16 protein-coding genes are annotated in these 14518 nt (G+C 47.0%); 12 read left to right on the forward strand and 4 right to left on the reverse strand.

All coding sequences use genetic code 11. The features are described from left to right. Positions 1-20: 20 nt before the first annotated feature. The 6 genes from glyQ to Q0K92_RS08960 all read left to right on the forward strand — a co-directional run bounded on the left by glyQ (position 21) and on the right by Q0K92_RS08960 (position 6630). Positions 21-941: a glycine--tRNA ligase subunit alpha gene (gene glyQ / locus Q0K92_RS08935; protein ID WP_297325459.1), complete on the forward strand. Its 921-nt coding sequence runs from the start codon at positions 21-23 to the stop codon at positions 939-941. Continuing rightward, a complete protein-coding gene (gene glyS / locus Q0K92_RS08940) occupies positions 938-3151 on the forward strand; it encodes a glycine--tRNA ligase subunit beta (protein ID WP_297325460.1) in 2214 nt (737 codons plus the stop codon). The genes glyQ and glyS overlap by 4 nt, the downstream gene beginning before the upstream one ends. 1 nt (position 3152) lies before the next feature. Further along, positions 3153-3692 carry a D-glycero-beta-D-manno-heptose 1,7-bisphosphate 7-phosphatase gene (gene gmhB / locus Q0K92_RS08945; RefSeq protein ID WP_297325461.1) on the forward strand — a complete coding sequence of 180 codons (540 nt, stop codon included), beginning with the start codon at positions 3153-3155 and terminating at the stop codon, positions 3690-3692. Next, positions 3689-4420: a lysophospholipid acyltransferase family protein gene (locus Q0K92_RS08950; RefSeq protein WP_297325462.1), complete on the forward strand. Its 732-nt coding sequence runs from the start codon at positions 3689-3691 to the stop codon at positions 4418-4420. Before gmhB ends, Q0K92_RS08950 begins: the two co-directional genes overlap by 4 nt. Before the next feature lie 2 nt (positions 4421-4422). Further along, the gene (locus Q0K92_RS08955) at positions 4423-5124 is read left to right on the forward strand and encodes a SprT family zinc-dependent metalloprotease (RefSeq protein WP_297325463.1); all 702 of its coding nucleotides are present in this window, start codon (positions 4423-4425) and stop codon (positions 5122-5124) included. Between the two features lie 255 nt (positions 5125-5379). After that, complete coding sequence (locus Q0K92_RS08960; protein ID WP_297325464.1) at positions 5380-6630, forward strand: hypothetical protein; 1251 nt, start codon at positions 5380-5382, stop codon at positions 6628-6630. Positions 6631-6756: 126 nt separating this feature from the next. Here Q0K92_RS08960 and Q0K92_RS08965 read toward each other — a convergent pair whose 3' ends face one another. Further along, positions 6757-6969 carry a hypothetical protein gene (locus tag Q0K92_RS08965; RefSeq protein ID WP_297325465.1) on the reverse strand — a complete coding sequence of 71 codons (213 nt, stop codon included), beginning with the start codon at positions 6967-6969 and terminating at the stop codon, positions 6757-6759. Between the two features lie 167 nt (positions 6970-7136). Between Q0K92_RS08965 and Q0K92_RS08970 the strand changes: the two genes are divergently transcribed. From Q0K92_RS08970 to Q0K92_RS08995, 6 genes are all read left to right on the forward strand, one after another. Then, positions 7137-8222 carry a hypothetical protein gene (locus Q0K92_RS08970; protein WP_297325466.1) on the forward strand — a complete coding sequence of 362 codons (1086 nt, stop codon included), beginning with the start codon at positions 7137-7139 and terminating at the stop codon, positions 8220-8222. Positions 8223-8489: 267 nt separating this feature from the next. Further along, a complete protein-coding gene (locus Q0K92_RS08975) occupies positions 8490-9137 on the forward strand; it encodes a hypothetical protein (RefSeq protein ID WP_297325467.1) in 648 nt (215 codons plus the stop codon). Between the two features lie 212 nt (positions 9138-9349). Continuing rightward, on the forward strand, positions 9350-9775 hold the full coding sequence (locus Q0K92_RS08980) for an Hsp20/alpha crystallin family protein (RefSeq protein ID WP_297325468.1): 426 nt from the start codon (positions 9350-9352) through the stop codon (positions 9773-9775). 170 nt (positions 9776-9945) lie between these two features. Then, positions 9946-11871, forward strand: coding sequence for an ATP-binding cassette domain-containing protein (locus Q0K92_RS08985; protein ID WP_297325469.1), 1926 nt, complete (start codon positions 9946-9948; stop codon positions 11869-11871). A 107-nt stretch (positions 11872-11978) separates the two neighbouring features. After that, positions 11979-12305 (forward strand): cytochrome c, encoded by a 327-nt coding sequence (locus Q0K92_RS08990; protein ID WP_297325470.1) that lies wholly within the window; start codon positions 11979-11981, stop codon positions 12303-12305. A gap of 27 nt (positions 12306-12332) precedes the next feature. After that, positions 12333-12662, forward strand: a complete 330-nt coding sequence (locus tag Q0K92_RS08995; protein ID WP_297325471.1) for a cytochrome c — start codon at positions 12333-12335, stop codon at positions 12660-12662. Positions 12663-12752: 90 nt separating this feature from the next. Here the strand turns inward: Q0K92_RS08995 and Q0K92_RS09000 are convergent, their stop codons facing one another. The 3 genes from Q0K92_RS09000 to rsxB are packed head-to-tail and all read right to left on the reverse strand — an operon-like array spanning position 12753 to position 14518. Continuing rightward, positions 12753-13193, reverse strand: coding sequence for a DUF1841 family protein (locus Q0K92_RS09000; protein WP_297325472.1), 441 nt, complete (start codon positions 13191-13193; stop codon positions 12753-12755). A gap of 13 nt (positions 13194-13206) precedes the next feature. Continuing rightward, positions 13207-13839: an endonuclease III gene (nth, locus tag Q0K92_RS09005; protein ID WP_297325473.1), complete on the reverse strand. Its 633-nt coding sequence runs from the start codon at positions 13837-13839 to the stop codon at positions 13207-13209. Further along, entirely contained in the window at positions 13826-14518 is a 693-nt protein-coding gene (gene rsxB / locus Q0K92_RS09010; RefSeq protein WP_297325474.1) for an electron transport complex subunit RsxB, read from the reverse strand. Before rsxB ends, nth begins: the two co-directional genes overlap by 14 nt.

Genomic DNA, 14518 nt, shown 5'->3' on the forward strand with positions numbered 1-14518 from the left:
TGGTTTAATCCAGATTCTTCATGCCGACACTGACTTTCCAGGAAATTATTCTTAAACTACAACAGTATTGGGTCAAGCAGGGCTGCGCAATTCTGCAGCCTTACGATATGGAAGTGGGCGCGGGAACGAGTCATACCGCCACTTTTTTGCGCGCCATCGGCCCCGAGCCGTGGAAAGCGGCGTACGTGCAACCATCGCGTAGACCTAAAGACGGCCGCTATGGCGATAACCCCAATCGCTTGCAGCATTATTATCAGTTCCAAGTAGTGCTCAAACCGGCACCGAAAAATATTCTGGATTTGTATTTTGAATCGTTGCGCGAATTGGGGTTTGATTTAACGCAGAATGACGTGCGCCTGGTCGAGGATGATTGGGAGAATCCCACGCTGGGCGCTTGGGGCTTAGGTTGGGAAACCTGGCTCAATGGCATGGAAGTCACGCAATTCACTTATTTCCAACAAGTCGGCGGTATTGATTGTAAACCGATCACTGGAGAAATCACGTATGGACTGGAGCGCTTGGCGATGTATTTGCAAGGCGTGGAAAGCGTGTTTGATCTGGTTTGGACCAAAGGACTGACTTATCACGATGTGTACCATCAAAACGAAGTCGAGCAATCGAAATATAACTTTGAACAGAGTGACACCGAATTTCTGTTTTTGGCCTTCGGCAAGCACGAGGCGCAGGCGAATCATTTAATCGCGCAGCAATTAGCGTTGCCAGCCTATGAGCAAGTATTGAAAGCGGCGCATACGTTTAATCTGCTGGATGCGCGCGGCGCCATTTCAGTCACTGAACGTGCTGCCTATATCGGTCGCATCCGCAATCTGTCGCGGCAGGTTGCCAAAGCGTATTACGACAGCCGCAAAAAGCTGAATTTTCCCATGGCGCCTCCTGAATGGGTTGCGCAAATGCCGGATGTCGCGGAATCCGCATCATGACCAAAAATCTACTCGTTGAATTGTTGGTCGAGGAGTTGCCGCCCAAGTCGCTGAAGCAGCTTGGCAACAGCTTTGCGGAATTATTGGCTGCCGGCTTGAAAGCGCAAGATCTTTTGGCGACGGATGCGCAGATCACCGCGTATGCCTCACCACGGCGTCTGGCGGTGCATATTACCCATGTGTCAGCACAAGCAGTCGATAAAGCGGTCGCGCAGAAACTGATGCCGGCAGCCGTCGGTCTGGATGCGCAAGGTCAGGCAACGCCGCCGTTATTGAAAAAACTGGCGAGCCTGGGAGCGGATGTCTCAGTGGTGCCGCACCTCAAGCGCGTGATGGAAGGTAAAACGGAAACATTATTTTGGGATAGTACGGTTAAAGGCACACCATTGACCGATGGTCTGCAAAAAGCCTTACAGGAAGCAATCGGCCAACTGCCGATTCCCAAAGTCATGACGTACCAGTTGGCAGACGGCTGGAGCAGCGTCAATTTTGTACGTCCGGCGCATGCATTGATCGCGCTGCATGGCGCAGATATCGTTCCGGTCAATATTCTGGGTCTACAAGCCGGACGCGAAACGCAAGGGCATCGTTTTGAGGCGACAGTTAATCCCATCGTGTTGCACAATGCGGATAGCTATGCACAACAACTGCTGACGGAAGGTGCCGTGATCGCCGGTTTTACCGAGCGCCGCGCGGAAATCGCGCGCCAGCTTGCTGTCGCCGCCACGAAGGAAAATCTCACTCCGATTGACGATGACGCATTGTTGGACGAAGTCACCGCATTGGTCGAACATCCCAACGTGTTGGTCGGCACGTTCGACGCAGAGTTTCTGAAAGTACCGCAGGAATGTCTGATTCTGACCATGAAAGCGAATCAGAAATATTTTCCGCTGCTGGATGCACAAGGAAAACTGGCCAACAAGTTCTTGCTGGTTTCCAATATTCGGCCGGCCGATCCCGGTTTGGTGATTGCCGGAAACGAGCGCGTGGTGCGTTCACGTCTGGCCGATGCCAAGTTTTTCTTTGATCAGGATCGCAAGAAAACGTTGGTATTGCGCGTGCCGGAATTGGATAAGGTGGTTTATCACAATAAACTGGGTACACAGGGTTTACGCATGCACTATGTCCGAGCGATCGCAAGCATGATTGGGCAGCAATTGGACGGCGATGCACTGGCTGCTCAGGCTTATGAAGCCGCTACGCTGGCGAAAGCAGATTTGCTCACAGATATGGTAGGTGAATTCCCAGAGCTGCAAGGCATTATGGGGCGCTATTATGCGCAGCACGAGGGTTTAAGCGACGACATCGCCTTTGCCATTGAAGATCATTACAAACCACGCTTTGCCGGTGATGCATTGCCGCGTAACCCAGTTGGCGTTTGTGTGGCGCTGGCGGATAAGCTGGAAACATTGGTGAATATGTTCGGCATCGGTGAAATTCCGACCGGCGACAAGGATCCGTTTGCATTGCGCCGCCATGCCTTGGGTGTTATTCGTATATTAATTGAAAACAATTTATCACTTAAGTTGGACATATTGATTCAGAGCGTTACTAAAATAGTCAGAGATGAAAAAATTACCGAGCAATGGGCTAAACCACACTTTGATAGAATAAAAAAAACAGGGGGAATTGCTTCACTAACTCAGTTCAACTTTGAAAGCTTTGTAAGTAGTCTTCGTCAAGCACCAAAAGAATCAACTGAACAGTTGCTGACTTTTATCCATGAACGTCTCGCTGGAACTTTACGTGAACAAGGGTACACCGCTCAGGAAGTCGATGCCGTGCTCAGTTTGAATCCGCAAAATTTGAGTGATATTCCGAAACGTCTTGCCGCTGTGCGCGCTTTTGCGGCGTTGCCAGAAGCGGTCAGTCTGGCGGCAGCCAACAAACGAGTGGGCAATATCCTAAAAAAATCGGAAGGTGGTATCAGCTCCGAGGTGAATACCAGTTTGCTGCAGGAACCTGCCGAGCAGGCGCTCTATCAGGCATTAACCAGCCTTTCTTTCAAAACTAAAGAGGCTTTTGACACCGGAGATTACACCACTTCGCTGCAAATACTCGCCGCGCTGAAATCGCCGGTCGATACCTTTTTCGATCATGTGATGGTGAATGTTGACGATGAAGCGTTGCGCAATAACCGCCTTGCCTTGTTGGCGCAGCTCCATCAGATCATGAACCGGATAGCCGATCTTTCAAAGCTGGCAAATTGATATGAAACTGATCATTCTCGACCAAACCGGTGTGATTAATCAGGGCAGTGATACATTCATCAAAACGCCGGATGAGTGGATTCCCATCCCGGGCAGTCTGGATGCGATCGCCCAGCTGACGCATGCCGGTTATCGCGTGATCATCGCCACCAATCAGTCGGGTATCGGCCGCGGGTTAATCGACATGGCGACCTATAATGCGATCAACGACAAAATGTATAAAGCAGTTCATCATGCCGGCGGGCGCATCGACACCATATTTTTCTGCCCGCACACTAACGCGGATAAATGCCTGTGCCGTAAACCCGCGACCGGTATGCTGGATGAAATCATGCAGCGGTATGGTGTTAATTTGAAGCATGTGCCGGTGGTGGGTGATTCATTAAAGGATCTGCAGGTTGCCGCCGCAGTCGGCGCGCTACCGATGTTGGTGCTGACCGGCAATGGACAGATAACCCGTGCTGCGGATGAGATTCCCGCCAACACGCAGATTTTCGAGAATTTGGCGGCGGTGGCCGATGCGCTGGTTGGAGGGGCATGATGCAGGCAATGTTACGTTCAGCACTGTATATGTTGCTGCAAATCATCATTACGCCGCCGTATGCACTGCTGACACTGGCTTGTTTTCCCTTATCACCGCATAACCGCTATCGCGTCACTTCCAGTTGGACCATGATCATGCTGTTTCTGCTGCGACATCTGTGTGGTATTCGCTATCAGATTATCGGTGCGGAGCATATCCCTAAAACCCCGAGCATCGTGCTTTCCAAGCATCAATCGGCATGGGAAACGCTGGCTTTCCAGAAAATCTTTCCGCCGCAGGTGTGGGTGCTTAAAAAGGAATTGCTGCGCATTCCATTTTTTGGTTGGGGATTGGCGATGACCAGCCCGATCGCCATCGACCGGAGTGCCAAGAAGAAAGCGCTGGAACAAATTGTCGAGCAAGGTAAAGACCGGCTGCAACAAGGATTCTGGATCGTGATTTTTCCGGAAGGTACGCGCATTCCACCGGGGCAGCGCGGCAAATACCGCATCGGCGGTGCCTGGCTGGCGACGCACACCAACGTACCTGTGGTACCGGTAGCGCATAATGCCGGCGAGTTGTGGGGGAGAAATTCTTTTGTCAAACACCCCGGCACCATCACCGTCAGTATCGGCGAACCCATCGACCCCACCGGCATGGAAGCGGGCGAATTGAATGCGAAAGTGGAAGCCTGGATTGAAGCTGAAATGCTGCGCATCAGTCAACAAAACCAGCAAAAAATATAGCAGTGCTCGCACAAACCATTCTAAATGGCGAAGAAATAACGTATATGCTCAAACGTTGTAAGCGCAAATCCATTGGTTTAAGAATTGATAGTCATGGATTGAGTATCAGCGTGCCATTACAAACCGCGCTGCCTCATGTTGAAACCATTCTGCAGGAAAAAGCAAACTGGATTACGGAAAAGCTTCAGCATTGGCAGAGTAAAAAAAGTCTTGCGCCGACATGGGCGCATGATGCTACATACCCATTATTGGGCGAGCCGTGGCGTATTGCGCTGAAACCCTCGGGTGAGATACAAATGGCATGCCAATCCGCCAATGAAGCAGTAGATTCGGCATTTGTAGAACAATTCACGGCGCAACTCAATCCGCGCCAAATCGAGAAATTCGTGATGGCCTGGTATGACCAGCAAGCCATCGTCTGTTTCAGACAACGCATCGCGATTTATGCGCAAGCCTTGAATGTGTCCGCACCCCCATTCCGCCTGTCGCGCGCCAAAACCCGCTGGGGCAGCTGCAACAGCCGCGGCATCATCCACCTGAACTGGCGTTTGATCCAGATGCCACTGCATCTAATCGATTACGTCGTGGTTCATGAACTGTCGCATTTGATCGAGATGAATCACTCGCCTGCGTTCTGGAAACGGGTGGAAAGCGTTTATCCGGATTATCTGGTAGCTCGTAAGGAGCTTAGGGCGTATGGTTGATATCTTTTGTTTAAATACACGTAGAATGTAATTTGGAACGTCCTTTACGTATTAAATTCGCTGAGGTGCTGTATCGCCTCACAATGAGGGGGATGGGAAAAGGAAGCGAGAATGTCAAATGCAAGGCTTAACTCCATGATCTCTTGGAGCTCTAGCAAAAAATGTGAATGTTATTCCTATATGCGATAAATACTAATCAGATTCTATGTAACCCTTGGCTTTTTAAAGCGATTACATTTAACACCAGGAGTGAAAATGATGAAGAAAATTGTAAAATATTGCTTGCTTGTTGTAGCTGTGAGCACAAATTTCCTGCCTAACGAGGGGCGAGCTAATTCAGTCGATGAGTTGATAAATAATATAGCTAAGGGGTGCCGGTTCAATATTCAAACAAAATCAAAGAATGAATATGTATCCGTTGGGGATGACGGCAATATTCTTAGGTGGGAAAAAACAGGTAAAAACGCACAAAAATGGATCGTCTATCCGGTTGATCCGAGTATGCCATCTGATAAGTCGGAAGTAACGGAGTCTTTGAAGTATCGAATCATGACTGTCTCCAATGGTGAATTCATGTCGGTTGGAAGCAACGGAAGCATCCTCAGATGGACGAAGGCCGGTGATGATACTCAAACATTCAGGTTCGTGGATCCGAACGGTGATTATCTGAAGATCAAGGAACCGACGAAGAGTGAATTTGTTTCCGTCGGGTGGACTGGTTCTATCCAGCGCTGGAGCAATACCAATGACGATTATCAACTCTTTAAATTCGAACCAATTGAATGTATTGGGAGTACAACTCCTAATTTTCTGGCTGATAAAGTAGCCGAAATTGAAAAAATAGGACCACCACCAATCACCAACATAAATGGTCCGGGACCTGTTGGAACTGAGTCTGAGAGAATTAAGATTGGCTGGGAGAGAATATCCTACTTGCTGGTCGATGACCCTCTCTACACCAACAAAATAAGTCAAGGTAAGAATGAGGAGTGGTATACGCTTGAACGATGGAGATATTGGAAGGCGGACAATATCATACCGATCGGTCTTAGCGAAAAAACGGTGGAAATTACCTACTATATTGGAATGTCACAATCTTCGTTGGACGAGCTGAAAAAGACAGTGTCCCAAGGTTTCACAGGCAAGCTTGAGGTTGAGGGCAAGGATAAGGTGGCATCCGCAAAAGGCAGCCTGGAATACGCTTATAAGCAAGAAAACATCGAGAGAACCGAATCTAAGCAGGATCAACAGGAATGGCGTACGCGCAAAGTAACTGAAAAATTCCCTAAAACTGACAAACAAGCTGTCATAGTTACTTGGGTTCTGTATGACGAATATAGTTTGCTTGGGTACAACGGAAAAAAGAAAGTCTGGCAAAATCCTGTACTAGCCGTTGTCGCGAACGTGGCACCGCAAGTGGTGATCTATCCGCCCCTTCAAGAATTTAACGCACCCTTACAAAATATGATAAATCAGATGAGCAATCAGACTAAACCGATGCCCTAGTACTAATAGCTGGGTTTCACAATAAAAGCGCAACCCAGCATTAAAACGTATCGATCCCGGATTTCAACAGTTTTATTCCTTATGATCGACTTTGACTCGGGAGCAAGCTCCCGAGATTTCTTCCGTTCAATGATGGCAGTTGCCTTCGGTTGCGACCGGAACATCGCAATCATGTTTGGAGCTATGACTTTGTTTTGATCCTGGGTGCATATAGTCGCAAGCATTCGTATGCTTACCATGATCGACGAATTCAGTCGAACCTGTTTGGATATTCATTGCGCCAGACACATAAACGCTGATGAAGTGATCACTCAATTGGTCAATGCGATGATTGTTCATGTCATTTATGCAATGACATATGATGCAAATGCTCTCTCAACCATTGGTGCAAATCTACAGCAGTTCACTGATCATCAGCGTGTTTGACAGCCAATACGACTTTCCGTACATTATTCATATCTTCTATGAAAAAGGTGTCCACCTTATATACCGGGAGAAACCGGATCATGATGTCCACTGCCTGCTTTAGATTAGCACTCCGATTCTTTTTCCTCTGCTTATTGTCACTATCGCTGACATCTTGCAGTAAAGATGAACCAATCGATTCCGGCTTCTCGCTCGTGCGCTTGACTCCAGAACAAAGGCAAGCCGACCTCGATGCGATGCTGGAAGAAGCTGTATTGCGAGAAACGGAACTAGGTGAGTTTTTCGAAGTCACGACTGAGATTGGCGGCGGTGCACCTGCGGCTTGCCGGCCTGAATTTGTTGCACAGCGATGGAATTCTGACCAGTATCAGGCAAACCAGTTTTTCCCCTCGACAGAGGAATGCGGGCGCAATCAACCCCCCGACAATCTCAAACAACGGGAATCGGTTCCAATCTTTTGGCTGAATTTGAGCACAAGGCGAAACGATGCAGCGGGCAACGCGATCGGTTGGAGCGACGATATCGCGCGTGACAAAATGCAGGAAGCCATTGGTTGGTTTGCTGCCTATTGCATTGACCTCGATGTAAAGAAAGTAGCGGTAGCGGCAAACCGGTTAGACAAGATGCGCGCGGCAATGACGGCCGCCATCGAAGGTAGGCCCTTTCAGGGAGATGCGGTGACTGTGGAAAGCGTGTCGGATTCTCTCAATCACCAACTTTACGAGCGGGAGCTGCGCAAACCACGCAAATATTTGCTGATACTATTTACCGATGCTTTTCAGAATGTTCGCTTCGGTGGTCAAGATTCGCGCATCAATCGTGTTGCAGGGAACTTTGAAGGTATCCCGGTGATACTGGTTCCCGATCCACCGGATTCAGCTTCGACAAACATCGTCACGCACGAACTGATTCATGGTTTTGGCAAGGTGTTGGCGGGTCAGCATAGTTTTGCTTATCTGCAAGACTCGCCACAGCTCGGCAACCCGACTCCCGAAAAAATTTCGATGAATCGGAAAGCAACATGGGATGAAGGTGGTTGTTCGTTCGATATGGGAAATGCGGGGCGCAGCGATCAAGATTCTCCAATGCGTAAACCTGATACCGATAAAATGGATTGGGCCAGTTTTTGGCAGTTTGATTTCAACGGTAACACGAAGCCAAAATAGTATTGTGAAGTTATTCCCTCCAAACGGCCGAATAAGAAATACCCAATTGTACAGTTCGTTTAGCAGGTCGTTGAAAAACGTTTTCGAGGCAGCCGATACCAGGCAAAAACAGGCGAGAAAGCGCAGTTTATGCGTGATCAATGAACATTTTGAACCTGTTTTTAACACCGCAACGGTAGCGCAGATAGTTTTTCAACCGCCTGTTAGGGGTGAATATTGTGCCAAGAATGGTATGATCTGGTTATAAAACGAACAGTTGGAGGAATCATGCGCAGTTCAGAATCTGAATCAGGCTTGAATTTTAACCTGATCATGCCGGCGGCGTTATTGCTGGTTTTATTAGTCGTACCCTTCTCGGTCAATTCCTTTATGCATATGCTGTCGGCTAAAAAGCATTTTAATACGCTGATGATGAAAATTCCGATTGATAGTAATGCAATCACGATTCCATCAGCAGCCAAACAATATGAACCTTTCGACGTGACTTTACAGCTGGAAACGAAGCAGCTTTCTAAGTTTCTGAACGAAATTGTTTCGACAGCATCCGAAGGCACCGCAATACAAGGGATTGTGGGGGTAGTGTCGCCGAACATGAAGGCGGAGGTTGCAGGTGAGGATTTTGCGATTGACAAGCAGGGGCCGCAAGAACAGCTGTCTGCCTATGGCGGCAGGGCAGACTGGCGCTGGCGTGTTACACCGGAATCATCAGGGTCACATGGTTTGAAATTTCAGCTGCACCTAGTAACGCAACATAACGGTCAGCAGAGCACCAAAGTTCTTGATCTTGCCGAAGCGAGTTTTTCTGTTCAGGCAAATCCATCGGAATGGTTTAAGCGTAATGGGTTATGGATTGCTTTATTACTGTTGGTGCCTGCTGCGATAATTTTCGGGTTGCGGCATCGTTATGCGCGATAGAACCAATTTTCACAATCGTTATCGATAATTGCCTATTAAACCGTTTATCAGGCTGCTTGAAAAAAAACGAATGATCCTTATATCCGTTACTGAAGTTGTATTGTTGTAACTGTAAAAACGCCGCATTGAAAGTTTAGCGATTACAAATTGAATGAGGCGTTGATGTTGTTGATACGCAATGTACTTTTTTAATCGATAAGGAGAAATGTATTATGGCCATTACACGTTATGAACCCTGGGGTTTATTGAGTCAGTTGCAAAGAGAATTGGAACGCAACGTTGCTGAAGGTTCAACAGCAACTGCGGAGTGGGCGCCTGCTGTTGATATCAAGGAAGAAGCCGATAAATTTGTTATCCATGCCGATATCCCTGGTGTTAAACCTGAAGAGATAGATATCAGCATGGAAGATGGTGTACTCACGATCAAAGGCGAGAAGAAATCGGAAAGCAAAACTGAGAAAGAAGGTTATAAACGTGTTGAGCGCACGTACGGTTCTTTCTACAGACGTTTCAGTTTGCCTGATACGGCAAATGCTGAGGCAATCTCGGCATCATCGAAACATGGCGTGCTGGAAGTTGTGATACCGAAGCGTGAAGCTGTGCAACCGAAGAAAATCAGTGTGACAGCGGCGGAGTGATTCATTGTAGATTTCGCCTGTTTTAAGAGTAATCAGACAAAATGGAGCCTGCGGGCTCCATTTTTATTCATACTTGTCTTTGCCAAGCGTGATAAAGCATGACAGAATAGCCGCTTGTTTTCTTGAAAATTCTGATGAGTTCCAACGACTGCCCGTTTTAAACTTCCCTGATGCCGCTTATTACACTGGAAAATGCCTGTTTGGCTTTTGGCCATCATGCCTTGCTGGATCATGCAAGCTTACAGCTTGATCCGGGTGAGCGTGTTGGTTTGATCGGCAGAAATGGCGGGGGTAAATCAAGTTTGCTGCGCGCCTTATCAAGTGAAATAAAACTGGACGATGGCATACTTTGGCTTGCTCCCAACTTGAAGTTGGCTTATGTGCCACAGGAACCCATACTGAATCCCACTAATACGGTCTATCAAGAAGTTGCAACGGGTTTGGGTAACATCAGTCAGATACTGCTGGATTATCACGCGGTCTCTCATGCCTTAAGTGAAGCGACAGATGATACGCAGGCACTACTGATTCGATTACAAGATTTGCAAGGCGCTCTAGAAGCTCAGGAAGGTTGGAATCTGCAAGCCAAAATAGAGACAGTCATCGACAAACTCAATTTGCCTACGGATACTTTGATTGCGCATCTTTCCGGCGGCTTAAAAAAGAGAGTGGCGCTGGCGCGTGCGTTGGTGGTGTCGCCTGATGTGTTGTTACTCGATGAGCCCACCAATCATCTTGATTTTTCATCCATTGAATGGTTGGAAGGGCTGCTGCAAGATTTCTTGGGCAGTGTCTTATTTATTACGCATGATCGGCGCTTTCTGGATAATGTGGCGACGAGGATTATCGAGCTGGATCGCGGAAAGTTGGAATCTTTTTCCGGGAAATTTACCGATTATCAACGCAAAAAAGCAGAAATGCTGGAAGTTGAAGCGGTTCATAATCAGAAATTTGATAAAGTCTTGGCGCAGGAAGAAGTCTGGATACGGAAAGGAATTGAAGCACGACGCACCCGTAATGAAGGCAGGGTTAGAAAATTAGAAGCATTACGCTTGGAGCGCGTAGCGCGGCGAGAGAAAGTGGGTAAAGCCAATATCAGTGTGGATGTAGGCGAACGCTCAGGTAAACTGGTTGCTGAACTGGAACATGTCAGTAAAAGCTACGGTGATAAAGTTATTATCGAAGATTTTTCCTGTCGCGTTATGCGGGGTGACCGGGTAGGATTATTGGGGCCCAATGGCGCTGGAAAGTCGACCTTATTAAAATTAATCCTCGGTGAATTACAACCTGATTCCGGTAAAATTCAACAAGGCACTAAGCTAGCGGTTGCTTATTTTGATCAAATGCGTGAGCAACTCAATGAAGAAATGATTCTGACGGATACCATCAGTCAGGGTTCTGAATTTGTGGAGATTAACGGTAAGCGCAAACATGTCATCAGCTATTTGGAGGATTTCCTGTTTGCACCGGAGCGTGCCCGCTCTCCAGTCAAATCCCTGTCAGGGGGTGAAAGAAATCGTTTGTTGCTGGCACGTTTATTTACCCGACCCGCTAATGTCCTGGTGCTCGATGAGCCGACCAATGATCTGGATATTGAAACACTCGAGCTACTGGAAGCTTTGTTGCAGGACTATACCGGTACATTATTTTTGGTCAGTCACGACCGTGAATTTCTTGATAATGTGGTAACACAAGTAATTGCATTTGAAGGAAATGGAAAATTATGTGAATATATTGGCGGTTATGAAGATTGGGTACGTGCAAAACAGTTTGAAGATAATATCAGTCGGCAGAAAATATTATCGAAGCAGTCAGAAGCTTCACCAGCCAGTATTCCTAGATCACCCGGGCTTGCTCGAGCTAAAAAACTGAGTTACCAGGAAGCGCGTGAGCTTGAAGCATTACCTGGTAAAATTGATATCTTGGAACAAGAGCAAGCGAATATTACTTTGCGTTTGAATGATCCAATTATTTATCGTGATTGCCCGGACGAAGCAAAAGCACTGCAAGCACGCTTTGCTATGATTGAAAAAGAACTGATAGACTGTCTTGCAAGATGGGAAGAATTAGAGTCAAAATCTACCGCGAAAACGTAGCGCTTGTGACAAATTTCCCCATAAACAACATGGACATGCTTGCACTTATACATTGACCAAATCGGGCGCATCGTTTAAAGTTCAACTTTTGAGAGAAGGAGGCTTACATGAAACAAAAATCGATTATGAATTTATTACTTGCCTTAGGCATGTTTTTGGCATTTTCTGGGGTGACCCAGGCGGCTGGAGATGTAGCAGCAGCAAAGGAAAAAACTTCAATGTGTGAAGGGTGTCACGGAATTCCCGGCTACAAGACAGCTTTCCCTACTGCTTATCATGTGCCTAAACTGGGCGGACAGCATGCAGAGTACATCATAAAAGCATTGGAAGGTTACAAAAATGGCACACGCAGTCATCCTACTATGACAGGCCTTGCTAAAACATTATCTCAGCAGGATATTGAGGATTTTGCTGCTTATTATGCCAAAAATTAATTAAGTCATTAACGCAAGGAACGAATTATGAAGAATTATGTGATAGCCGCTTTGAGCGGTGCAGCCTTGATACTCTCCAGTCAAGTAATGGCTGCTGATATTGAAGCAGGTAAAAGTAAAGCAGCTGAAGTTTGTGCTTCATGTCATGGTGCGGATGGTAATAGCCCAGCGCCTGCTTTTCCAAAGATTGGCGGACAATACAGAACATACTTAGTAAAAGCACTGAACGATTATAAATCCGGTAGCCGGAAAGATCCAATTATGGCTGGAATGGCCGCCAGCTTGAGTCCAGCAGACATTGAAAATTTGGCCTTCTATTATTCAAGCCTACCAGGCAACCTGAATTCGCACAAATAGAACTCAAGACAGAACACCAATAAAAATAATTTATTTGGTTTTCAAATTTAAAAACGGGATAAAACTACTGATTGGTTTTATCCCGTTTTTTTATTGACTTATTGAATTGAGCCGTCTATCCAGGCATTCAAAATAAATCGTTGCATCCGGTGCAGATTGCGTACGTTGCGCTTGCCAAATCATTTCCGCCAAACATTCCATCATTTGATGTGCCGCTGCGTGTTCATCTCCAGAATTTTTCTGCAAGCGTGCAAAGCGTTCACAAATACCGATTGGCTGGTTGATCGATAATTGTTCTTTGATCGCCACATGCATGCTCATATGTAAAAATGGATTGATATCACCCATCTCAGGTAAATAATCCTTATCAAGATAGCGCTCGGCATCATCCAGAATGTGATGATATTCCGGGTGCAGCAATATCACTTCCAGTGCAATCGTCTCAATACCGGATAATATTTCCCGCTGGCGGTATTTGCGCCAGGTATCAAAGAATAATTGGCGTGCCTGTTCTCTGGATGGTTTAAACATAGTGTGATCTGGGTCAAATAGTTTTGTTTTTATATTCGCAGAGATGATTAATTTTACATACTGCACATTCCGGTTTTCTGGCTTTACACACATACCGGCCGTGAAGAATCAGCCAATGGTGCGCATCCAGGCGAAACTCTTTGGGCACTACTTTGAGTAGCTTTAATTCTACCTCTAGAACATTCTTGCCGGGCGCAATACCGGTACGGTTGGCAATCCGGAAAATATGCGTATCGACTGCGATGGTGGGTTCTCCAAATGCTGTGTTCAAAATCACATTAGCCGTTTTACGCCCGACGCCGGGCAATTTCTCCAACTGCTCCCGTGTGCGGGGCACTTCGCTGTGGTGCTGCTGTATCAATAACTGACAAGTTGCGAGAATATTCTTGGCCTTGGTTTTATATAATCCGATACTTTTTATAAATTCAGTTAAGCCCGGCTCGCCCAAGGCAAGAATTTTTTCGGGAGTATTGGCCTGTGGAAATAATTTTCTCGTTGCCAGATTTACGCTTTTGTCGGTCGCTTGCGCGGAGAGAATGACAGCGATCAACAGTTCAAACGGTGAACGGTATTCCAATTCAGTGGTGGGGTGCGGGTTTGCTGATTTCAGGCAAGCAAAAATTTCATAACGCTTAGCTGAGTTCATGGGGTTTTGTCGGTGAATTGTTTGGGGCTGCTTGAGTTCGGGCAGCTATTGCACGCTTTATCGCCGCCTGAACAATAGCCTGCTTGCGTTCTTCCGCGGATGTTGGGGTTATCGCGGATTGCACGGTGCTCTTGTGTTTGAGTGATTTGTTATGGGCTTGTTTTTCTCGTTCACGCCGTTGTTGCCTGAATTGATAGCGTGAACGTGCAATATCAGCAACCTGCTTCTTAATCACATCCACAGGCAAATTTAATGGGTTATGAATATTCTTATCGACCGGGACCAGGCTGATACAATTCATCGGGCAGGGGGCAATGCATAACTCACATCCTGTACATTCTGCAGCAATCACGGTGTGCATTTGCTTAGCCGCGCCGACAATGGCATCGACAGGACAGGATTGGATGCAAAACGTACAGCCGATGCACATATGCTCATCAATCCAGGCGACAGCTTGGGGTTTGGGAAAACCATGGGATGTATTCAGCGGTTTAGGTTGCACACCCAGCAATTCCGCCAATTTGTAAATGCCCTCGACATCTCCGGGCGGGCACTGATTAATATCCGCACGCCCTGTCGCGATGGCTTCCGCATAGGGTCTGCATCCGGAGAAGCCGCATTGTCCACATTGGGTTTGCGGCAAAATGGCATCTATTTTTTCTATCAGCTGCTGATCCAT

This window comes from Nitrosomonas sp., from assembly GCF_024282095.1.
Classification (GTDB): Bacteria; Pseudomonadota; Gammaproteobacteria; order Burkholderiales; family Nitrosomonadaceae; genus Nitrosomonas.

Bases quoted from the DNA above. Each gene is read 5' to 3' on its own strand.
- glyQ (WP_297325459.1), top strand. From the start codon at position 21: ATGCCGACACTGACTTTCCAGGAAATTATTCTTAAACTACAACAGTAT.
- glyS (WP_297325460.1), top strand. From the start codon at position 938: ATGACCAAAAATCTACTCGTTGAATTGTTGGTCGAGGAGTTGCCGCCC.
- gmhB (WP_297325461.1), top strand. From the start codon at position 3,153: ATGAAACTGATCATTCTCGACCAAACCGGTGTGATTAATCAGGGCAGT.
- Q0K92_RS08950 (WP_297325462.1), top strand. From the start codon at position 3,689: ATGATGCAGGCAATGTTACGTTCAGCACTGTATATGTTGCTGCAAATC.
- Q0K92_RS08960 (WP_297325464.1), top strand. From the start codon at position 5,380: ATGATGAAGAAAATTGTAAAATATTGCTTGCTTGTTGTAGCTGTGAGC.
- Q0K92_RS08965 (WP_297325465.1), bottom strand. From the start codon at position 6,969: ATGAACAATCATCGCATTGACCAATTGAGTGATCACTTCATCAGCGTT.
- Q0K92_RS08970 (WP_297325466.1), top strand. From the start codon at position 7,137: ATGATGTCCACTGCCTGCTTTAGATTAGCACTCCGATTCTTTTTCCTC.
- Q0K92_RS08975 (WP_297325467.1), top strand. From the start codon at position 8,490: ATGCGCAGTTCAGAATCTGAATCAGGCTTGAATTTTAACCTGATCATG.
- Q0K92_RS08980 (WP_297325468.1), top strand. From the start codon at position 9,350: ATGGCCATTACACGTTATGAACCCTGGGGTTTATTGAGTCAGTTGCAA.
- Q0K92_RS08985 (WP_297325469.1), top strand. From the start codon at position 9,946: ATGCCGCTTATTACACTGGAAAATGCCTGTTTGGCTTTTGGCCATCAT.
- Q0K92_RS08990 (WP_297325470.1), top strand. From the start codon at position 11,979: ATGAAACAAAAATCGATTATGAATTTATTACTTGCCTTAGGCATGTTT.
- Q0K92_RS08995 (WP_297325471.1), top strand. From the start codon at position 12,333: ATGAAGAATTATGTGATAGCCGCTTTGAGCGGTGCAGCCTTGATACTC.
- Q0K92_RS09000 (WP_297325472.1), bottom strand. From the start codon at position 13,193: ATGTTTAAACCATCCAGAGAACAGGCACGCCAATTATTCTTTGATACC.
- nth (WP_297325473.1), bottom strand. From the start codon at position 13,839: ATGAACTCAGCTAAGCGTTATGAAATTTTTGCTTGCCTGAAATCAGCA.
- rsxB (WP_297325474.1), bottom strand. From the start codon at position 14,518: ATGGATCAGCAGCTGATAGAAAAAATAGATGCCATTTTGCCGCAAACC.